This is a genomic window from Granulosicoccus sp. 3-233, assembly GCF_052681095.1.
Map to the genome: position 1 here is coordinate 189210 of NZ_JBQYLE010000005.1, position 21641 is coordinate 210850.

Consider the following 21641-nt stretch of genomic DNA (forward strand, 5'->3'; position numbering starts at 1 on the left):
ACATTGCCCTTTCGCATTTCGCCATGATGTCATGGCGCTCAACCCCCCGAGGAGAAAGACCATGAACACCGTAGCCACCGAGTCTCGGCCAGACGGCTATGTCATTACGCCGCCTGCCCAGGCGATATTGTCCATTGCAGGTAGCGAGGAGCAGTTTCCGGTTCATCGGGTGTATTGCGTCGGGCGCAACTATGCGGCTCATGCCGTCGAGATGGGACATGATCCGGACAAGGAACCGCCTTTCTTCTTTCAGAAGAACCCGGACAATCTGATCCCCGATGCAAGCTCCTTCCCGTACCCGAAGGCCAGCAAGGATGTGCACCACGAAGTGGAACTGTTGGTGGCGCTGAAATCCGGAGGCGAGGATATCGCGGTTGCCGATGCACTCGACTGTGTCTACGGCTACGGCGTCTCACTTGACATGACGCGCAGGGATCTGCAGGGCGAAATGAAGAAACTCGGCCGGCCGTGGGAAATCGGCAAGGCCTTCGAGAAGTCGGCACCAGCGGGGCCGCTGTATCCCGTATCGCAAGTCGGTCACCCGGTTGAAGGAGATATCTGGCTGAAGATCAATGACGATATGCGCCAGAGCGGCGATTTGAATCAGATGATCTGGAAAACCGCGGAAATGATTGCCATTCTCTCCACCCTGTTTACCCTTCAGCCGGGAGATGTGATCATGACCGGAACTCCTGCCGGTGTCGGTCCGGTTCAGCGTGGTGACAGGATGCATGCTCACGTTGCAGGGGTCGGGGATCTGCAGCTGACGGTGGACTGATTCAGCCTCCGCAAGCAAGCCATCGATCGACAAGCCGCTGAATCATCTCTTCCGACACGGTGGTCTCTGCTACGCAAGGCCCGGAAACACGGTGTTTCCGGGCCTTGAATCACTGGCGAGCAGTTACTCGTCGTTTTCGCAAACCTGCTTCTGCTGACCCAGGTTCTCGATACCCAGCTCGACCACATCCCCCGCCTTCAGATAGCGAGGTGGCTTGAAGCCCAGGCCAACACCTGGAGGTGTACCGGTGGAAATGATGTCTCCCGGATGCAGTGTCATGAAACGGCTGAGGTAGCTGACCAGATGGGCAACACCGTACACCATGGTCTTGGTGGAGCCATCCTGAACACGCTCACCGTTGACTTCCAGCCACATGGAAAGATTCTGCGGATCGGCAATTTCATCACGCGTCACCAGTGCCGGTCCCGTCTGACCGAAGTTGTCGCAGGATTTACCCTTGGTCCACTGACCTTCGTGTTCGATCTGAAAGGCACGCTCTGACACATCGTTGATGACGCAATAGCCGGCGACGTGTTCCAGTGCCTGGCTTTCATCGACATACTTGGCAGCCTTGCCGATGACCACGCCCAGCTCGACTTCCCAATCCGTCTTTTCGGAACCACGCGGGATGATGATCGGGTCGTTGGGCCCGCAGATGGCGCTGGTCGCCTTCATGAAGATGACCGGCTCGCTGGGCACATCCAGACCGCTCTCGGCCGCATGGTCGGCATAGTTCAGACCGATGCAGATGAACTTGCCAGTCTGGCCCACGCAAGCACCCAGGCGTGTATCCGCATCGACCTGTGGCAGTGATTTCCAGTCGATGTCCTTGAACTGCTCCAGGTTTGCCAGCACATCGCCGGCAATGTCATCGCACTTGCCTTCCAGGCTGCGAATGTTGCCTTCCGGATCGATCAGACCGGGCTTTTCCTGCCCTCTATCTCCAAATCTTACAAATTTCATCGTGCAAACTCCTTGAGAATGGTGTGACGCGCCCATTGACGCGCTACGGTTGGTGAAATCGGATCAGTGGTTGTCGCGCGGCACACCCTTGGACTGTGCAATGCGTTGATAGTCGGGGCCGTTCTTCAGAACCATGCCCTTGTCGAACTGCGAGACCAGCGAACGCTGAATCTCCTGCCATGGTGTCTGGTCGGCCGGATACTGATAGCCGCCTGCCGCTGCCAGTTCGGCATGGCGTGACTGCAACTCTTCATCGCTGACCAGCAGGTCCACGCGACGCTTCTTCAGATCGACACGAATACGGTCTCCCATCTTCAGTATGGCCAGCCCACCCTGCACCGCCGCTTCCGGAGCCACATTGAGAATGGACGGCGAGCCGGAGGTACCGGATTGACGACCATCGCCAATGCAGGGCAGTTCGGTGATGCCACGCTCGATCAGGTAGGCCGGAGGCTGCATGTTGACAACCTCGGCACCGCCGGGATACCCGATGGGTCCGGCACCACGCATGATGAGTATGCAGTTCTCATCCATTTCCAGCGCCGGATCTTCAATGAGATCGTGATAGTGCTCGGGGCCATCGAAGACCATGGCACGCCCTTCAAACGCTTCCGGATCGTCGGGATTGGACAGATAGCTCTTGCGGAAACTCTCGGTAATCACCGATGTTTTCATGATCGCGCTGTCCCAGAGATTACCCCCCAGATTCAGAAAACCGGCCTTGCCCTTCAGCGGCTTGTCATAGGCGCGAATGACTTTCTCGTTGCTGGACTCGATACCCTGATACTCATCGACAACCGTTCGGCCGGTTGCCGTGACGGCTGCGGGGTTCGGCAGCGCACCCGCCTTCAACAGGGTGCCGATGACGGCCGCCACCCCACCTGCCCGATGAAAATCCTCTCCCAGATACTGCCCGGACGGCTGCATGTCCACCAACAGTGGAATCTCGTGACCAAACGCCTCCCAATCGGCATTGTCCAACGGCACACCCATGTGAGCGGCCACCGCATTCAGATGAATGGGTGCATTGGTAGACCCCCCTATGGCGGAATTCACCACGATTGCATTTTCGAATGCCTCACGCGTCATGATATCGGATGGCTTGAGATCCTCGTGCACCATGTCGACAATGCGACGACCGGTCAGATAGGAAATCTGCCCTCGTTCTCTGTATGGAGCCGGAATGGCACCGGAACCCGGCAACTGCATGCCAAGCGCCTCTGCCAGATTGTTCATGGTGCTGGCCGTCCCCATGGAGTTGCAGTAGCCCACCGAGGGTGCCGAGCCGGCCGCCAGACGAAGGAACTCATCCTGATCGATCTCACCTACCGCCAGCCGCTGGCGGGATTTCCAGATGATGGTTCCCGAACCGCTGCGTTCCTCGCCTTCCCAGCCATTGAGCATGGGCCCTACCGACAAGGCCAGCGCGGGAATGTTGACGGTTGCGGCAGCCATCAGCAGGGCCGGAGTGGTCTTGTCGCAACCGATGGTCAACACGACGCCGTCCAGCGGATAACCGTAGAGGCTTTCGACCAGGCCCAGATACGCCAGGTTACGATCCAGAGACGCGGTGGGTCGCTTGCCGGTTTCCTGAATGGGATGCACCGGAAATTCCATGCAGATGCCACCGGCTGCAACGATACCCTCACGCACACGCTTGGCCAGTTCGATATGGTGCCGATTGCACGGTGACAGATCGCTGCCCGTCTGCGCAATGCCGATGATCGGCTTGCCGGAACGAAGCTCCTCCAGAGTGATGCCGTAGTTCAGATACCGTTCGAGGTAGAGCGCCGTCATCGACGGATTGTCAGGGTTGTCAAACCACTGCTGAGAACGTAATTTCATGGGTGTACTCCGGAATTCTCTCTACGGGATGTCTCAGGAACGGACATGGCTTCTTTCATGCTCGGCTCCTTCGAACGGGATCGGACAAGGTGGCTGTCGTGCCGCGTTTGACCAGGGAACAGGCAGCGATCTCATGGACCGCGGCATGTTTCATGGTCGTCGGAAACTCGATGCGCCGAATCAATTGTTCGATTGCTCGCTGCCCCGTCTTCACCGGGTCGAACGAGACGGTGCTCAGATTGATGCCCGGCAGGGATGACATGCTCATGTCATCAAAGCCGACCAGGGACAGGTCATCGGGTACCTTCAGGCCATGCGCCATCAGGGCCTCCATGGCGCCATAGGCCATGAGATCACTGGCACAGAAGATGGCGCTGAAAGACAGTCCGCTCTGCAGCAGTCTTTCACAGGCAGCACGCCCTCCCTGACGGGTATATTCTCCGCTGATCATCAGTCCGGATTCAGCCTTGAGTCCGGCGTCGGCCAGTGCCTGCTCATAGCCCTCACGCCGCCGGCTGCCGGTGGAATTCGGGAGGCCGCAGATATGCGCAATCCGTTGATGACCCAGCGCTATCAGATGCTCGACGGCATCCTGGGCACCACGACGATTATCGGCTTCGAAGACATCACAGCCCTCTTCACCGGTCCTGTTCAGCAATTCGACATACGGTACGCCAAGATTGAGCACCATCTTGCTGGCTTGTGCCTCGGGATCGGATGAGGACATCAGAACACCGGCAACGTTGTGATCCACAACGGTATTGACCAGTTCCAGCTCGGTCTTGGCGTCACGCATGGTCACCGCCATCATGACCGTGTAGCCGCGCCTCTCGGCTTCACGCACGACGGTCTCGGCCACCTCTGCGTACATGGAATTGGTCATGCTGGGCACCACCAGACCGATCAGCCGGGACTTGTTGGTCTTGAGCGAACGAGCCACGGCATTGCCGCGATACCCGCATTGACTCAGGTGTGTCAGCACCAGCTGGCGGGTCTCCTCACTGACAACCGGCTTGTTGTTGACGACATTGGAGACCGTCTGTACCGACACGCCAGCCGATTCAGCGACTTCACTGAGTGTAACCTTGCGTCTCAAGTGGGAACCTGACGGATCTCGGTGGTTTTAACGTTAAAATAACGATACGCGAGTGCAGCTTGTCTGTCAATCAGTCAGCGCAGACTCCTGATTCCGCAGTCAATCGTTCATGTCCTGCCATCGCACCTCGACAGTCTGCAACTCGCCGTATTTGATGATGTGCGAGCCGATGATGAACTTGACTGTCGTCAGTGCCTCCTCGCTGTCGGCAGTACACTCGAACTGCATGCAGTTTCCCGTAACCGACATGTGGCAGCTACCCATGCCGAACTGCACATGGGCACTGTCTTCGGTAACGTCGACCGGCACTTTGCGTGCAAAATGTCTGGCCAGAGACGCGTGATAGCGCTTCGCCTTCTCTGCATGGACACGGGTGCTGGATCGGTAGTTCATGTCGGTCTCGGGATAAGGATACGATGGACGCGGGCTCAAGCCTCAATGAGACATAAGTCCACGACCAGAAACCGCCTGCGGCTCGCGCTATACCGGCGTCTACAGCCGCGTACTCGTTATTTCCAAACCTCACTTGGAGTAACCAAGCCACGGTTTGCGGAGGGCCGCCCCGAAAACAACTCCGTGCGCGACTGTATTCACCGGTCTATGGCGTTTCTGCTGCGCGTCTTTATGTCTCACTGAGGCTAGAAGGTGTATTCAGCCGTGATCTTGACGTTACGACCCGGCTCGTAGTCCTGCAGATAGAGCTCGCCGAAACGCGGATGCAGACTCAGGCCAGTTCGCGATGACTGGGATGCGTAGTATTCATCAAAGAGGTTGTCGACCCCGACAGTCAGGGAGAGCCCATCGACAGCCGCAGGGTGCCATCTTGCAGAGATATTGTGAACGGCGAAACCATCCTTGGCATTGTTCTCGGTAGCACCATCCAGATCGACACCGGCACTCAGGGAATCCACCACCAGGGTATCCCAGTGAAGCGCCAGACGAGCATCTGCCAGATGATAATCCAGCCCGATGGCGAAGGTATCGCCCTGCTTGCGATCGAGTCGCGCTTCATCCAGCGCCAGGTAATCGCTGTCGGCGTCCAGCTCACTGTCGGCAATGGAATAGCTGAACAGAGCCTCGAACTGTCCGATGTCATAGCCCACATAAGCCTCGACCCCCCGGATATTCATGTCACCGATATTGTCCTTCCAGTTGCCACCGCCATCGGCCTCCGCAATCGGTGCGTAATCATAGATGTAATCGTTCAGTTGAGTATTGAACAGCGTGATACCCGCACTGAACTCATCCGCACCCAATACGGCATCGGCATAAGCCACCGACAGCTCGGTGTTGAGACCGGTTTCCTGCTGGATATCGGCATTGGCTGTATCGTAGAGACCGGCACCGGTGAACACTTCACCAATTTCCGGCCCCTTGAACAGTTGCGTTGTGCTGGCGCGCAAGTGGATGGCAGGCGTCAGATCGAAGTCCGCTGCCAGGGCCGCCGTGACGTCATCGAAGGTGTCATCGCTAACCGTCGTATCGTTTTCCTGCACGTTGTAGCGCAAACCCGGTGTCAGGGAAAAACGTTCGTTCAGGCGGATGCGATCCTGTACGAAAATGGCGGAATCGACGATGTTCTCCGAGGCGCTGTCCCGAGTGCCGTTGTCATAGGCCGCGTTGAAATCCGTCTCGTACTTCGTCACCTCCGCACCGTAGGTGATGCCGTGCATTCCCAGATCCTTGCGTACGATGACATTCACCCCGGTGTTGAGGGCCTCCCCTTCCACCTGTGCGGCTGAATCGGCAAAGGCTTCGTTGTCAGCCCAACCACTCTCGTCACGTTGCAATGTACTGTCATTGTGGAACAGGGTTGCATTGATACTACCTGCCTGCATCGACTCTCCTTCGTAGTTCAGCGTGAAGGTATCTCGACTGAATTCGGTAGGCCACAGCAAGGGCACACCGAGATTGTTGGTGATGGCCAGATCCGTGGCCAGTCCCATGTCCGGTCGGTAGCTGTAGTCGCCTTCATCGACATAGCTTTCAACACCCAGACTGATACGATGGTTGTCATTGATGTCCCAGCCGAACTTGACCAGGGCATCACTCAGGTCCCCTTCCAGTCCGCGAACGGTACCATCGGTACCCTCGATGGCATTGCCACTGAAATCCCTGATCTCACCGCCACCGACCTCATGGTTGTCCCGCTTGACGCCATTGTAATAAGCGATGACATCCACCGAGTCGGTCAGACGACCATAGCCCGTGATGGCAGCGCTGGAACCGGAATTGTCGCCATGGCTCAGCTGCACGCGACCGCCGGCACGCTGCCCTTCCTCCAGCAACTGCTCTGCCGATTTAGTCCTGAACCGCACCGAACCACCCAGTCCGCCGTTGATCACACTGTTGTTGCCGACATCGATATCGACAGACTCCAGAATGTCCGCATGAATCTGCAGATTGCCCATGTGGTGATACATATAGGTATTCTGGTTGGCCCCGTCGATACTGATGCGCAGATCCTTGTCATCCATGCTTCTGATGGTGATGCGCTGGTTCAGCGAATGTGCCCCGCCGACATCCACGCCTGGAACCGAGCGCAACAGGTCGCTGATATGGTCCGCCTGCCTGATGCCAATGCCTTCACTCCCCAGTTTGACGGATGACGATTGCACCTGCGTGCCCCAGACCACCAGAGGTCCGAGCACGGTCAGTTCCTCTTCATCTGTTTGTTCCTGTGCATGAACCTGCTGCATCGACAGCACCAGGGGCAGTAGAACGAACACCGAAGCTCGCGACAATGGTCTTGTCTGAGATTGTATGGCGGACATGGATTTCCCTATGAGCAATTGCGCGCCGTGCGCGGCAATGTGAAGTGAATTGAATTTCTGTTAATGCTAATGCGAATAATTAGCATTTGTATTATGATACACAGGTAATTTCCGAAATCAATCGACATCAATCAGATTGGCGTGCCGGTTTTCTCTGACAGCCATCTGTCCGCAACAACAACCGTGGATTGCACCTCATGAAATCCTTACCCCTGAGCGCCGGCATTGCGCTGATGCTGAGCGCAGTGATCACTCCGCTGACAGCGATCGCCCTCGAACTCGAAACGGCTCGCGGCCCCGTCACTATCGAGCACACACCCACCACACTTGCAGTATTTGATATTCCTGCGGTCGATACACTGGATGCGTTGGGCGTGCCGATTGCGGGAACTGTCAACAAGCTGTTCGTCGATTATCTGGACCCGGTTGCCGAATCCGCCTCGGTGGTCGGCAGCCTGTTCGATCCCGACTACCAGGCACTGTCTACCCTGCAACCCGATCTGGTCATCGTTGGTGGCCGTTCCGCAGGCACCCTGGATTCGGTTGCCAAACTGGCGCCCGCCATCGACATGAGCATCGATGGGACTGACCTGATCGAGCAGACCCGCAAACGCACGCTGCAATATGGCGAACTGTTCGACAGGCAGGACAAGGCCGGTGAACTACTGGCACAACTGGACGCTGCTCTCGAAAAGGCCCGGTCAGCAGTTGCCGGCAAGGGCAAGGCGCTGGTTCTGATGACCAATGGTCCCAAGATTTCGGCATTCGGGCCCGGCTCGCGCTTCGGCTGGATATACACCGAACTGGGACTGGAACCCGCGGTCGATGACCTGGCCATTGCAGACCATGGTGACGCCGTGTCGTTCGAATTCGTGTTGCAGTACGATCCGGACTGGTTGCTGCTTATCGACCGTACCGCCGCCATTGGTCAGGAAGGCGACAGCGCTCGACAGACCCTGGACAATGAACTGATTCATCAGACTGAAGCCTGGCAGAACCAGCACCTCGTCTACCTGAACAGTGCCGATGTCTACATCGCTGGTGGTGGCATCCAATCCCAGATCCGCACCCTGAACCAGATCGGTGACGCGTTCGGCATCAGCAACTGACGTTTCGCTGCCCGCACGCCGCCATCCCCGGCAAAACGTCCTGACCTTCATCGCTCATGAGTACCTGGCCGACGCAGTTCCGACTCTCCGCACAATCGGGGCTGGCCATTGCGGCGCTGCTGCTCTGTGTCATGGCCAGCCTGTTCATCGGTGTCATCGACATGCACCCTGCAGAACTGCTGTCAGACCCGGAAGCACTCTGGCTCATGAGTGTCAGCCGATTGCCCCGTACCCTGTCAGTCGTGCTGACGGGCATGTCGCTTGCCATAGCCGGTCAAGTCATGCAGGTACTGGTGCAGAACCGCTTTGTCGAACCCTCCACGGCCGGCAGTGGGCAATCCGCCGTATTGGGCATCGTACTGGTGACACTGTTCGTTCCTGATAGCTCCATTGCCGGTACGATGATCGCCGCCAGCATCATGTCCTTGCTGGGAACCCTGCTCTTTCTGTTGATGATCCGGCGATTGCCGCCGCAGGAGACCTATCTGGTGCCACTGGTGGGTATCGTCTACGGTGGCGTGGTTGGCTCGGTTGCCATCTGGCTGGCATGGCAGGCAGATCTGCTGCAACTGCTGGATGTCTGGATGACCGGTGAATTTTCCGGCATGGTGCGCGGACGTTATGGTCTGCTGTGGATTGCCGGAACCCTTGCCGTCTTCACCTGGTTCGTGGCGGATCAGTTCACCATCGCCAGCCTCGGTCGCGATCATGCGCGCAATCTGGGTCTGGACTATCGCACCATCATGGCATTGGGGCTGCTGGTGATATCGGTGGTGACCGCAGTCACCATCGTCACTGTCGGCATCATTCCGTTCATCGGTCTGGTGGTACCCAATATCGTCAGCCGCTTGCGAGGCGACAATCTGCGTCATTCACTGCCACTGGTGGCCTGGCTGGGTGCCTTGCTGACCCTGCTGAGCGACATGGCCGGCAGGTTGATCATCGCCCCGTATGAAATCCCGGTTGGTACGGTCTTCGGTGTTGTCGGCGCTGCCATCACACTGTGGCTGCTGTACAGCAAGCCGGCGATGCGATACTCATGAAGCTCTCGGACACGCGAGGTAGCCAGCACAGGCAACTCTACTGCTTGCTTGTCGTACTGAGCCTGGCCACCGTGCTGGCTGCAGCGGTCTACCTCTTTCAAGGCGCCAACGGTAATCTGCCTTTCATCATGGCGTTCAGGCTACCCACTCTGCTGGGCCTGTTGATCACTGCCTCGGCCATTGGTATATCGACCCTGCTGTTCCAGACCCTCAGCGGCAATCGCATACTGACGCCATCCCTGATGGGCTTCGATTCCCTGTACGTTCTGATACAGACCAGTGTTGTATTCTTTCTCGGCAGCAGTCACTACGTCGCCCTGCCCACCTCTGCCAAATTCCTGGCCGAGCTGAGCATCATGACGGTGCTGGCACTGGCCTTGTTCAGCACACTGCTCAAGCGTGGTCAATCCGATTTCTCTCGCCTGCTACTCACCGGCATCATCGTGGGCGTGCTGTTTCGTTCGTTATCCGGCTTCATGGCGCGCGTACTGGCGCCCAATGACTATGCCGTGGTGCAATCAGCCAGCTTTGCCCGCTTCGGCGATATCGACGAATCGCTACTTGGCTATGCAGGTATGACTGTCATCGTGGCGCTGTGGCTGACCTGGCAACTGCGGCGCAAGCTGGATGTCATGGCACTGGGTCGCGACCTGGCCATCGGCCTTGGCGTCGATCATGACAAGGGCGCATTCCAGATTCTCGCGCTCACTGCCGTACTGGTCGCAACGGCCACCGCTCTGGTCGGTCCGGTGGTATTCCTCGGCCTGCTCATCAGCAGCCTGGTCTATGCGCTCAGCCCGGATCACCGGCACGCCACCCTCATTCCACTGACCATTGTCACCGGCATGCTGGTGCTGCTTGGCGGCCAACTGGTGCTGGAGCGCCTGCTGCACATGGAGATCACCATCAGTATCGTCATCGAACTGCTTGGTGGTCTTCTGTTCCTCTACCTGCTTCTGATGAAACGGCCATGATCAAGACCCGCGATATCGATCTGACGCTGGATGGCAGCCGGATTCTCGAACAGGTCTCCATCGAGCTTCCACCCGGCAAGGTCACTGCGCTGATCGGTCCGAACGGTGCAGGCAAGTCCACCCTGCTGCATACCCTTTCGAGGTTGCAGAACCAGGACAGCGGCGAGATCGAACTGGCGGGTCGCCTGCTCGGGGAATACGCCTTCGACGAACTCGCCCGACATTTGTCGGTATTACGCCAGCACAGCACCATTGGTTCTCGCCTGAGGGTACGCGATCTCGTGGCCTTCGGTCGCTACCCTCACAACAAGGGGCGCAGCACTGCCGCCGACGATGTCATCGTCGATCAGGCCCTGTCCGACTTCGACCTGGATGACCTTGCCGCCCGTTTTCTCGAAACCCTTTCCGGTGGCCAGCGGCAACGCGCTCTGCTTGCGATGAATTTTGCCCAGAACACCGACATGGTGCTGCTCGATGAACCACTGAACAATCTGGATCTGCGCCATGCCCGCCTGCTGATGCAGCTGATCCGCCAGCACGCCGACCGGGGTCGGACCTTCGCGCTGGTATTGCATGACCTGAACCATGCCGCCCGCCATGCCGATTTCATCGTGGCCATGAAGAACGGCAAGATCTTCAGGGCCGGTGAGACAGCCGATGTGCTTGATTCGGGCGTGTTGTCGGAACTGTATGACACGGAGATCCGAATGGTGACCGTTGAAGGAGGCTTGTTCGCGTTGATGTAGTGTGCCAATGACTCGGGTATGAGGCCGTCATGCATCTCATGCACTCAAGGCATTCCAGAACGCCTCGGCCACCGGACTGAGACGTTTCTCCTCATGGCGGATCTTGCGCAGTTCACGGTAGGCCGGCGGATCATCGGGTTGCACGAAGGCGACATTGACCATGCCGCTGGTGATGGCATTGCTTGGCAGCACCGTCGTTCCCAGACCATTCTGAACAAAAGTCAGCAATGCCGTGGTACTGCGTGCCTGCAAGGTACATCGTGCGAGATGCGACGCCACCTGTGGGTGGTCGATCATGTCACACAGAGGGTTGGCAATCAGCGGTTCCAGTGACAACAAATGCCAGCCGGGACGGACGTCAGGATCGCGCAAGGCCTCGGCAATGGCGCCGTTCCCTGCATGAACGATACCGAGTCTGTCTGTCAGGATGACATCCTCTTTCCGGGTATCTGACGGTGTTGCCGAAATGATGCCGATATCGGCATCGTCTGTGTGTATCCGGCGACGTACGGCGGCACTGTCCACATCGCTGATCTCGAGGCGCACGTCCGCATGGTCCCGCCGAAAGCTGGCGATTGCCAACGGTAGCAGGCTCACGGCGGCTGAAGGGACTGCCGCGATCCGAACCGTACCTGCCGTGGCCCGCACATGTCGCTGAATGGCATCGGTACAGCGATCAAAGGTATCCGTGGCTCGGTGACACTCCTGCAATACCAGTCTACCCAGTGGTGTCAGCCGATTCTTGCGATCGGTTTCGAACAGCGGTGCGCCGATGCTCTCGGTAAGCTGAGCCAGTGTCATCGAAATGGCTGCAGGGGTTCGATGCAGTGCGTCGGCGGCGGCTGCCAGACTGCCCTTCTCCGCAACGATCCTGAAGACACGCAGCATTTCCAGCTTCATCATCATTTCAACTTTTATTGAAATAGGGTCAATTATTTTAGATTGACTGAATATGAGGCTCTCGTCAACATTCGCGCATCGACTACGTGGAGCCTTGACATGCAACAAACAGGAATTCATATCGCCGGGCGCTGGGATGCCGGTGCCACTCATATCGAGAATCGCAGCCCGTCCGATGTCTCGGATCTGATCGGCAATTACGCTCAGGCCAGCAGCGAGCACCTGGAAGAAGCGCTGGATTCAGCGCGCAAGGCACAGAATATCTGGTGGGCCGCCGGCGTGCAGAAGCGCCACGATGTGCTGATGGCCATCGGCACGGAATTGATGAACCGCTCGGCAGAAATCGGTGAATTGATTGCCCGCGAGGAAGGCAAACCGGTAGCCGAGGGCAAGGGCGAGGTTTACCGCGCGGGACAGTTCTTCACCTGGTTCGCCGCCGAGGCATTGCGCAACCAGGGCGACCTCGCCGAAAGCGTGCGTAGCGGTGTCGAAGTGGATGTGCGCCGCGAACCCGTGGGTGTGGTGGCCATCGTCAGTCCCTGGAACTTTCCGGTGGCCACACCGGCCTGGAAGATCGCACCGGCACTGGCCTTCGGCAATGCCGTCGTCTGGAAACCTGCCAACCTCACATTGGCCAGTGCCGTCGCCCTTACCGATATCATCACGCATCAGGACATCCCTGCCGGTTTGTTCAATCTCGTCTCCGGGCCGGGACGCGACGTCGGTCAGCGACTGATCGAGAGTCACCGTGTCGATGCCATCAGTTTCACCGGTTCGGTGTCTGTCGGACGTGGTATTGCTGCTGCAGCCATCGGCAACATGACCCGCTTGCAGATGGAGATGGGGTCGAAGAATCCTCTACTGGTCATGGACGATGCCGATCTGGACCTGGCGGTAAGCTGTGCTGCCGGTGCGGCCTTTGGTGGAACCGGACAGAAATGTACCGCCGCCAGCCGGTTGATCGTACATGAATCGATCCACGATGCTTTTGTCGAGCGCCTGGTGGAAGCTGCCGAAGCACTCACAGTGGGCCATGCTCTGGATGCAGATACTCAGCTGGGCCCCGTGGTCAGCGATGCCCAGTTGCAGCAGAACCTTGCCTATATCGAGACTGGAAAGGCCGAAGGTGCCAGCCTGCTCTGTGGTGGTGAGCGACTGGAGCGTGCAAGCGATGGCTACTACATGTCACCAGCGGTTTTCTCTGGCACCCGCAACGATATGCGTATCAACCGCGAAGAGATGTTTGCACCGATTACCTGTGTCATGAAGGCCGGCAGTTATGAAGAAGCGTTGAGCCTGGCCAATGACAGTGAATTCGGCCTGACTGCAGGCATCATGACGCAATCGCTGGCACGCGCCTCGCACTTTCGCGCAAACGCACGGGCCGGCTGTGTGATGGTGAATCTGCCAACCGCCGGCACCGACTACCACGTGCCCTTCGGAGGTCGCGGCGCCTCATCCTATGGGCCTCGTGAACAGGGCAGCTACGCAGCCGAATTCTATACTGTAGTGAAGACCGCTTATGTCGCCGCGGGTGATCCACTGTGAGTACTCATGAACTTGCGGGCGTGGCAGCAGGCTCAGGCAAGGCACCATTGATCGATGGCCTGCAGTATGCCAACTGGTCCGAGAAGATCTTCCGGCAAATGCGCGAAGGCGGCGTTGATGCGGTGCATGTGACCATCACCTATCACGAGAACTTTCGTGAAACCGTACTGAACATCGAACGCTGGAATCGCTGGTTCGAGCAGTTTCCCGAACTCATCATGCAAGGCCGAACGGCTGGTGACATCGCGTTGGCCCGTAAAACCGGGCGTACCGCCATCTTCTTCGGTTCGCAGAACCCCTCCTGCATGGAGGATGACATCGGCCTGGTGGAAATCCTGCACACCCTCGGGCTGCGCTTCATGCAACTGACTTACAACAACCAGTCGCTGCTGGCCTCGGGGTGTTACGAGGCTGTCGACAGCGGCATCACTCGCATGGGGCGAGAGGTCATTGCCGAGATGAACCGGGTCGGCCTGGTCATTGACATGAGCCACTCCGGCGAGCGGTCCACACTCGAAGCCATCGAGTTGTCCGCCCGTCCTGTGGCGATCACTCATGCCAATCCGGCGAGTTGGCATGCGGCAGGTCGCAACAAATCGGATGCCGTATTGCAAGCATTGGCAAGCACTGGCGGCATGCTGGGATTTTCCCTCTACCCGCACCATTTGCAACACGGGAGTGCCTGCACCCTGCAAGGCTACTGCGACATGATCTGTCGCACGGCCGAACTGATGAGCCCGGACTGTATCGGCATCGGCAGCGATCTGTGTCAGGACCAGCCCGACAGTGTCGTCGAATGGATGCGCACGGGGCGCTGGACGAAATCCATCGACTTCGGCGAAGGCAGTGCCTCCGAGCCCGGCTTTCCGGACATGCCCGACTGGTTCTCTGACAACCGCCACTTCGGCCAGATAGCCAGTGGCCTGAAGAACGCCGGCATGAGCGATTCGGACATTGCGGGCGTCATGGGTGGCAACTGGCAACGATTCTATGCGGAGAGTTTTACCTCAACCGAGGGGTATCCGACCGAGCAAGGAATACCCGGGATTCAGCAACGACAGCAGCAATAGCAGCAATAGCTGCAGTAGCAGCAATAGCGGCACCAGCAGAAAAAATCCGATCTGCAGCCGGTGCGGCGGTAACGCGCCGCCTGATTGACCACTACCCTGGAGAGATCAACTCCCATGAGCGAAACAAAGTCCACCCTTGTATCAGTTCCCGACAACAACAGAGACACAACCGTGGACGCTGCACAAAACGCACAGCCTCTGGACAAGACTCTGTTCGCCCTGACAGGCGGGTTCATCCTGTTGTTCTGCACTCTGGCTCTTGTCGATATCGACGCACTGTCAGCCGCGGTTGACTGGGGATTCGAATTCGCAGCCACCTGGTTCGGCCTGTACTGGCAACTGCTGTTGCTCGCTACGTTTCTCATGGGCATTTTCATCTGTTTCCTGCCAGGCAGCCGCACCGTTCTCGGCAATCTGGAACGGCCGGAATTCAGCTCGTTTCAATGGGGCTCGATGATCATGTGCACTTTGCTGGCAGGTGGCGGTGTGTTCTGGGCCGCCGGCGAACCCATCGCACACTTTCTCTCCACTCCCCCGCTGTTCGGTGAACTCGGTAGCGACAATCTGGCGCGCACACGGATTGCCATGGCGCAATCCTTTCTGCACTGGGGGTTTCTGGCCTGGGCCATACTGGGCTCGCTCACCACCCTCATGCTGATGCATTATCACTACGACAAGGGTTTGCCGCTGGCACCACGCACCTTGCTTTACCCGGTATTCGGCGAACGTGCGCTGCATGGCCCCATTGCCATCTTCGCAGACGCGAGTTGCATTATCGCCGTCGTTGCGGGCACGGTCGGCCCCATCGGTTTTCTGGGGCTGCAGATGTCGTATGGCGTCAATGCGCTGTTTGGTATTCCCGATACCTTTGCGACTCAGGCGGTGATGATATTGACGCTGACAGCGGTCTTCACCCTCTCGGCCATTTCAGGCCTGTCCAGGGGCATCCAGCTCCTGTCGAAGCTGAATGTCATCCTCGCCTTCCTGTTACTGGCGTTCATTCTGATTGCCGGCCCCACCGAATTCATTTTCAGCAGCTTCTTCGGCGGGCTGGGAACCTACTTCCAGCACTTCTTCGGCATGGCGCTGTATCGCGGTGATGCCGGCGTGTTTGGTGCACCCGGCTGGCTGGGTTGGTGGACAGTGTTCTTCTGGGGCTGGTTTCTGGGCTACGGACCACTCATGGCCATTTTCATCGCGCGCGTCAGTCGTGGACGCTCGATTCGCAGCATCATCATCACCCTGTCAGTGATTGCACCGTTGGTCACCCATTTCTGGTTCACCATCATCGGCGGCTCCGGCATTGCCTTCGAGCTGGCAACTCCGGGTGTCATCTCCGGTCCCTTCGAAGGATTCAACCTGCCTGCCGGCTTGCTGGCCATCACCCGCAACATGCCAGCGGGTTTCCTTCTGTCGCTGGCCTTTCTGGTGCTGACCATGTTCTTTGTTGCAACCACCAGCGACTCGATGAGTTATGTCATCGCCACGGCCATGTCGGGTGACAACCCATCAGTGGGACTACGCGCCTTCTGGGGCATTGCCATGGCAGTCATGGCCCTTATTCTGATATCCACGGGTGCAGGCGGCATCGGAAAACTGCAGAGTTTCATTGTGGTGACAGCCGTGCCCGTATCACTGGTACTGCTGCCCTCGCTGTGGGACGCACTACGCATTACACTGTCATTGAACAAGGGGTAATGAGATGTCCGCATTCACGCCCGTCAATAGCGCCACGGAACCCGTAGCTCGACGCCTGCCCGAGCAGGTCATGCGACTGGATCGACTCGGCAGTGCTCACCCGACGCGTCTGTCCTTCCTGCGTATCCTGTTGCGCCGCATGCAGCAGGACGCCTGGCGTTTCGACAGACCGCTCTGGCAGGTGGACGCCACCGGTGTCGGAGTCGGCGTCTATCGGGCCATCGGTCCAGACCGAAGCTACTCCCTGATTGCCTTTGCCCACGACTTGCCAGACGACATGCGGTCTGACCGAGTCATCGCTACGGCCTGGGATGCAACCTTCACCTTGTTCGACGGCGAGCCCTCATCGGCCGATATAGAACGCCTGTCCCGCAACGTGCCCTTGCAGGAGGCAGGTCGAATAAGCGCCAGAGAACTGTCTCTCAGTCGCGCCAATCGTTCGGTGAGACTGTTCGAACATGTGGTGGAGTGTCTGTCTCAGGGGCAACAACCGGATGTGGCGCAGATCGATGCCGTGGGCTATCTGATGCGCACCACCGCTGTCTATGGTTCCGGAAAATTCGGTGCCGCCGATCGTCGGGACCTGTGTGATCGAGCCGAATTCACCGAGCCGTTTCAGGTGGAGATGCTGTCGGTCTGGTTGACACGACAGTTCGTGGTCGATATCGCAGAACACCTTGCAGCTTCCCGCGGTGGCCAGCAGGCCGTCAGGCTTGACCCCGGGCTGCGTCATCGCCTCGGTGTGGGCAATTCCACTGGTCTCGGTATGGCACCTTTCATCGTGCGTCATCCGGTTCTGTTGCACAACTGGATGGTCGTTCGCGAAGAGGCTCTTTCGCGCGTTCGCTCCTGCGAGACAGTGGATTCGAACACCGTGGCTGCGCTGCGTGACGCACTCGAACAGGCACGTGCCAATGCCCGCAGCTGGCATTCGGAACATCCTGTGCAGGTTCCGAGACTGGCGGCCTTGCGAACCGACCTGGACAAGCTGGCGGAGCATCTTGAGAGCGTCGATTTCAAGGTATTCAGACCGTGGAACGTACTTTGGCAGTGGGGCGAACAAGCCTTGTCACTCGAAGGTCAGGAAGCCTTGCTGTCGATCCTGCTGGAACCGCACGGGCATCTGGTCGACGGCCTGTCTGCCTGTCTGAGCGCCGATGAATCGGTCGCCTTTCGTCTCGATGGTGCGATGAGTGTTGCCAGACTGCGCGCACTGTTGGAGACGGTCTACAACTGGGCCCTCGACATCGATTTCGACGACCCGAAAAACAGCGCACGATTCTGGTACGTCTCCGAAGAGAAACTCGAACCACGGCTGGGAGATCGTGCCAGGGAGGAAGGTGCCGAACTTGAACAACCGCTTTGCGTGGCACGCCTGGCCAAGGCACTACACGTTGCGCTGCAGCCATGGAGCGAGGAGACCCCGGTCGCCGATTTCCTGCTGCGACACCCCGAGCATCGCTTCATGGTTCGCCGTGCGCAACTGGGGGCCCGCTTTCCATACGCCGAAGTTCGCGACAACCTGATTGCAGAAGATATTCTGCCGATCGATCTGATGCGCTGCAAATTGGCATTCTTCGGCGCCAGCCATTTTGATCCGCGCTCGGACCGCTGGGTGCGCATCAGCCTGTTCAAAGGCGCCCCCTACCCTGATGAATTGAACTCGGAGCCCCGCACATGAACAGCAGTGTGAATGATCCTGCGCGCAGCGGGCCGCCATTGATCGTACCTCCCGGTACCACGCTCCGACTTTCTCGCAACGAAGTCGAGTCGATTTGTACCAAGGCAGCGCGAGGTGCAGGCATGAGCTGGGGGCTCGCCGAGGAGGCCGGCTATGCCGCCGGCTGGCTGCTGGCCAATGGCCACGATGGTGCCAGCATGCTGGCTCGACACTTGCGCAACGCACAGGGCAAATCCTGGTCGGATATCTGCCCTGTCGTCGAAGCAGGTGCGTGGCTTGCATTATCAAACAATCAGACACTGTGTCCGATCGCGCTGGGTGCCACCCTGAGCGATCATTTCTGTGTCGATGACACACTCTTCGATGGCGCTGGACTACGTGTCGGGGAGGTCAGCTCTCCGGCTCTGGTACTACCCTTCCTGGCCATGGCAGTGGCTGCGCGCCAACAAGGCATCAGTGTGCGCCTGCATGATGACGTACTGCGTATGGATGTCAGCGGAACCGTTACGGGAAATCTGTCGACTCTGCTCCAGGCAGAGCAGGCAACACTGATCATCGCACTGGATGCAAGGCCGGCAATCGAGGGGGCCGCGCAACCGTCTTCCGCGGCGGAGCCCGCCCCCGTTGCAGCAGACGCTCTGGCATTCCTCCATGAACTCTCTCTGCGCACAACGGTACCCGCTTCTGCCGCGTCCAGAGCCAATGCGGGCGCAGCGGGAGGCGACAACGACTGATTCCCTGCCGCGTCAGGAAACGCTCAGCTCACCATCGGCTGCGCCCTGACCCAGATCGCCAGCAGCAATCCGGCCGAGAACAACCAGATGAGCGTTGCCAGCAACAAGGTAATGACCAGGGAAAAGCGATAACTCAACTGATAGACGGCCAGCAGATAAGCCGCATAGGGAAAGAGCGAGAACAGTCCGAACAATGCTGTTACGCGCAGGTCGGCCATGGAACGCTCGGTACCCACGATGTAATGGGCAATCAGTGCAAAACTGGGAAACAGCGGTACCAGCCCTGCAATGAAGAAACTCTTGCTTTTCGACAACAGGGCGATCAGCAGGACTGCTGCTGCACCAATGAGAGACTTCAGGAACAGCGAGGTCATGATCTTGTGGTTTCCGTAACGCCGGGGGAATATCAATGCGCCGCTCTTGATACCGACGCCAGGGCTTTTACCAGGCACTGGGAGGTCGCCGGTATCGCCAGAGTATCCACGTTGCCGAGCCCGATGACAATAGCCTTGCAACGAGTGGGACGAGCAAGCTGCCAGTCCAGATGCTCCAGTGGTTGCGCACCGATTCCCGCTTCTGTGAATGCGGCCTGCAGGGCAGTCAGAGACACACTGTCTTTCAGCTGCAGCACCAGGCTCAGACTGCCTGACACCTCGTCGATCGGCTCGAACAGATCGCAATCCTGCAATGCGCTGATCAGGGCCTGGCGTCGCTGCCCATAGATATGCCGTGCCTGCCGCAGATGTCGACCGATCGAACCATTGTCCAGCAGTTCGGTGACGACCGCCTGAGCAATCGTGTTGCAGCCTCCCCCGATGACGCGCAGACAGCGTTCCGCCTGTTCAACGGCATGCTGTGGCAGCACCAGCCAGCCAACTCGCATGGCCGGGAACAGTAGCTTGGAAAACGTGCCGGCGTGCAGGACTCTGGCACCGGCGGCATCCGCAGCCAGTGCGGGGCGCGGCTGGGTATCATCCCTGAATTCACTGTCGTAGTCGTCTTCGAACACGATGCAACCCTGTTCCCGAGACAACTGCAGCAAGGCGGCGCGGCGCCCGGTTGCCAGCGGTACGCCAGTCGGATACTGAAAGCATGGCGTCACGTAGATCAGACGAGGCAGCATCGTGTCCGTCGGTGGCATCACCAGTCCCTCGGCATCCACACGGCAGGGTGTCACCGACAAGCCGGACTGCCGGAAGGCATCCACAGCCCCCAGATAGCCCGGACATTCCACCCAGGCCGAATCACCGGGATCGGCATAAAGGTGTGCGGCAAGAGCCAGGCTCTGGCGAGTTCCCGAGGTGATCACGATCTGTTCGGCATCCACCGACAACGAACGGTAATTGGCCAGATATCGAGCGATGGCCTCGCGGGTTTCAGGCAGACCCGAGTTGCGGTAGCCCAGTTTGCCGGCCACTCTGTCAACCGCCCTGGATTGCGCCTTGCGCCAGACTGCATGCGGAAACAGGCGCGTATCAGGCTCTCCCGGTGACAAGGCACTGCCGGTGGAAGACACGACTCGATTCCCGGCAGCGCGATCCGAATGCGGCCACGGCAAGCCGCTTTCATCTCGACGGCTACCGAGTCTTCTGGCCACTCGTGTACCGCGGCGACCATCGGTCTTGAGCATGCCCTCCGAAGTCAATTGCTCATAGACACCTATGACCGTGTTCCTCCCCAGATCCAGTTGCGCGGCCAGATCGCGACTGGAAGGCAAACGACTGTCGAACGGCATTTGCCCGCCCTCAATGACACCGTACAGGTTCAGATACAACTGCCGGAGCTTGGGCAGCGGGCTCGATTCTCGAATGCGTAGCGATTCCAGCAGCTCTGCGGAAATGGCCGGTGCAGCCACCGTCACCCGTCGAGAATTCTTCATCGCATTTTTGGCTCCTTCAACAGACCCATATTGTATCTGTCAGAAGGAACCATTGTATGAGAATCTGTGACCAGTCCATGCAGATGAAACCGGAACAATGAGCAGCAGGATAGAAGCAGGCACACCACCACCCCCACGAGGCGACAAGCGACTGGTACGGCAGTCTGCCAACCGCGCAAGCTACGAACGGGAGGATCTGTACCACGTGCTCGACGCCTGCCCCATCGGTCACGTGAGCTTTGTGCATGAGGGCTGGCCTCAGTCGGTACCCACCGCCATTGCCAGAATCGAAGATCATCTGTACTTGCATGGCCATCCCAAGAGCCGACTCTATCTGGCCCTGTCCAGAAGGGAGCGAGTCTGTGTGTCTGCCTGTCGGGTGGATGGACTGGTGAAGGCGCGCTCGGCGTTTCACTGTTCGATGAATTATCGAAGTGCGGTGGTCTTCGGTGCCGGAGAGCTCGTTGCTGCCGAGCAGAAGGCCGCTTTGCTGGACCGATTTACCGAGCGCCTGATTCCGGGAAGTCTGGACGATTATCGGCCTTACCTTGCCAAGGAATTGAAGGGCACGGCACTGATCCGCCTGGCCCTGGATGAATACTCGGTGAAGATTCGTACCGGAGACCCCATCGACGATGCTGAGGATCTCGACCTGCCCCACTGGGCCGGGGTCATTCCCATCGAGTCGACTTACGGCACACCCCGGCCGTCGGCCAATCTGAACACCGCGGTGAACCTGCCTGACACCTTGCTGGCAGGCGTCGACCCGTAGAGGCAGAACGGCGGCGAACCTTGCGTGGCAT

General features: G+C 58.5%; 19 protein-coding genes. 11 read left to right on the top strand and 8 right to left on the bottom strand.

The genetic code is table 11. The features are described 5' to 3' along the window. Positions 1-61: 61 nt before the first annotated feature. Positions 62-778, top strand: coding sequence for a fumarylacetoacetate hydrolase family protein (locus tag ACUNV4_RS14975; protein ID WP_430879385.1), 717 nt, complete (start codon positions 62-64; stop codon positions 776-778). Positions 779-901: 123 nt separating this feature from the next. On the opposite strand, the gene ACUNV4_RS14980 is transcribed toward ACUNV4_RS14975, so the two are convergent. The 5 genes from ACUNV4_RS14980 to ACUNV4_RS15000 all read right to left on the bottom strand — a co-directional run bounded on the left by ACUNV4_RS14980 (position 902) and on the right by ACUNV4_RS15000 (position 7456). Further along, positions 902-1741: a fumarylacetoacetate hydrolase family protein gene (locus ACUNV4_RS14980; protein WP_430879386.1), complete on the bottom strand. Its 840-nt coding sequence runs from the start codon at positions 1739-1741 to the stop codon at positions 902-904. Between the two features lie 63 nt (positions 1742-1804). Further along, on the bottom strand, positions 1805-3586 hold the full coding sequence (locus tag ACUNV4_RS14985; protein WP_430879387.1) for an IlvD/Edd family dehydratase: 1782 nt from the start codon (positions 3584-3586) through the stop codon (positions 1805-1807). Between the two features lie 55 nt (positions 3587-3641). After that, positions 3642-4682 carry a LacI family DNA-binding transcriptional regulator gene (locus ACUNV4_RS14990; RefSeq protein WP_430879388.1) on the bottom strand — a complete coding sequence of 347 codons (1041 nt, stop codon included), beginning with the start codon at positions 4680-4682 and terminating at the stop codon, positions 3642-3644. A 99-nt stretch (positions 4683-4781) separates the two neighbouring features. Beyond that, positions 4782-5075 carry a DUF2218 domain-containing protein gene (locus tag ACUNV4_RS14995; RefSeq protein ID WP_430879389.1) on the bottom strand — a complete coding sequence of 98 codons (294 nt, stop codon included), beginning with the start codon at positions 5073-5075 and terminating at the stop codon, positions 4782-4784. A 245-nt stretch (positions 5076-5320) separates the two neighbouring features. After that, positions 5321-7456 carry a TonB-dependent receptor domain-containing protein gene (locus tag ACUNV4_RS15000; RefSeq protein ID WP_430879390.1) on the bottom strand — a complete coding sequence of 712 codons (2136 nt, stop codon included), beginning with the start codon at positions 7454-7456 and terminating at the stop codon, positions 5321-5323. A gap of 197 nt (positions 7457-7653) precedes the next feature. On the opposite strand from ACUNV4_RS15000, the gene ACUNV4_RS15005 reads away from it, so the two are divergent. The 4 genes from ACUNV4_RS15005 to ACUNV4_RS15020 are packed head-to-tail and all read left to right on the top strand — an operon-like array spanning position 7654 to position 11328. Further along, entirely contained in the window at positions 7654-8565 is a 912-nt protein-coding gene (locus tag ACUNV4_RS15005; RefSeq protein WP_430879391.1) for a siderophore ABC transporter substrate-binding protein, read from the top strand. Between the two features lie 56 nt (positions 8566-8621). Then, on the top strand, positions 8622-9608 hold the full coding sequence (locus ACUNV4_RS15010) for an ABC transporter permease (RefSeq protein ID WP_430879392.1): 987 nt from the start codon (positions 8622-8624) through the stop codon (positions 9606-9608). Beyond that, positions 9605-10582: an iron chelate uptake ABC transporter family permease subunit gene (locus ACUNV4_RS15015; protein ID WP_430879393.1), complete on the top strand. Its 978-nt coding sequence runs from the start codon at positions 9605-9607 to the stop codon at positions 10580-10582. Before ACUNV4_RS15010 ends, ACUNV4_RS15015 begins: the two co-directional genes overlap by 4 nt. Further along, on the top strand, positions 10579-11328 hold the full coding sequence (locus ACUNV4_RS15020) for an iron ABC transporter ATP-binding protein (protein WP_430879394.1): 750 nt from the start codon (positions 10579-10581) through the stop codon (positions 11326-11328). The genes ACUNV4_RS15015 and ACUNV4_RS15020 overlap by 4 nt, the downstream gene beginning before the upstream one ends. Before the next feature lie 36 nt (positions 11329-11364). Here ACUNV4_RS15020 and ACUNV4_RS15025 read toward each other — a convergent pair whose 3' ends face one another. Continuing rightward, positions 11365-12231 carry a LysR family transcriptional regulator gene (locus ACUNV4_RS15025; RefSeq protein WP_430879395.1) on the bottom strand — a complete coding sequence of 289 codons (867 nt, stop codon included), beginning with the start codon at positions 12229-12231 and terminating at the stop codon, positions 11365-11367. A gap of 96 nt (positions 12232-12327) precedes the next feature. Here ACUNV4_RS15025 and ACUNV4_RS15030 point away from each other — a divergent pair, with 96 nt between their 5' ends. The 5 genes from ACUNV4_RS15030 to ACUNV4_RS15050 all read left to right on the top strand — a co-directional run bounded on the left by ACUNV4_RS15030 (position 12328) and on the right by ACUNV4_RS15050 (position 18959). Then, on the top strand, positions 12328-13776 hold the full coding sequence (locus ACUNV4_RS15030; protein WP_430879396.1) for an aldehyde dehydrogenase family protein: 1449 nt from the start codon (positions 12328-12330) through the stop codon (positions 13774-13776). Further along, complete coding sequence (locus ACUNV4_RS15035) at positions 13773-14846, top strand: membrane dipeptidase (RefSeq protein WP_430879397.1); 1074 nt, start codon at positions 13773-13775, stop codon at positions 14844-14846. The genes ACUNV4_RS15030 and ACUNV4_RS15035 overlap by 4 nt, the downstream gene beginning before the upstream one ends. Before the next feature lie 114 nt (positions 14847-14960). Next, complete coding sequence (locus tag ACUNV4_RS15040) at positions 14961-16544, top strand: BCCT family transporter (protein ID WP_430879398.1); 1584 nt, start codon at positions 14961-14963, stop codon at positions 16542-16544. A 4-nt stretch (positions 16545-16548) separates the two neighbouring features. Beyond that, a complete protein-coding gene (locus ACUNV4_RS15045; protein WP_430879399.1) occupies positions 16549-18225 on the top strand; it encodes a hypothetical protein in 1677 nt (558 codons plus the stop codon). Beyond that, the gene (locus ACUNV4_RS15050; RefSeq protein WP_430879400.1) at positions 18222-18959 is read left to right on the top strand and encodes a DUF3726 domain-containing protein; all 738 of its coding nucleotides are present in this window, start codon (positions 18222-18224) and stop codon (positions 18957-18959) included. The genes ACUNV4_RS15045 and ACUNV4_RS15050 overlap by 4 nt, the downstream gene beginning before the upstream one ends. Before the next feature lie 23 nt (positions 18960-18982). Here ACUNV4_RS15050 and ACUNV4_RS15055 read toward each other — a convergent pair whose 3' ends face one another. Both ACUNV4_RS15055 and pdxR read right to left on the bottom strand, forming a co-directional pair. Further along, complete coding sequence (locus tag ACUNV4_RS15055; protein ID WP_430879401.1) at positions 18983-19333, bottom strand: GlpM family protein; 351 nt, start codon at positions 19331-19333, stop codon at positions 18983-18985. A gap of 32 nt (positions 19334-19365) precedes the next feature. Continuing rightward, positions 19366-20838 (bottom strand): MocR-like pyridoxine biosynthesis transcription factor PdxR, encoded by a 1473-nt coding sequence (gene pdxR / locus ACUNV4_RS15060; protein ID WP_430879402.1) that lies wholly within the window; start codon positions 20836-20838, stop codon positions 19366-19368. A 97-nt stretch (positions 20839-20935) separates the two neighbouring features. Here pdxR and ACUNV4_RS15065 point away from each other — a divergent pair, with 97 nt between their 5' ends. Next, on the top strand, positions 20936-21610 hold the full coding sequence (locus ACUNV4_RS15065) for a pyridoxamine 5'-phosphate oxidase family protein (RefSeq protein ID WP_430879403.1): 675 nt from the start codon (positions 20936-20938) through the stop codon (positions 21608-21610). Positions 21611-21641 lie beyond the last annotated feature (31 nt).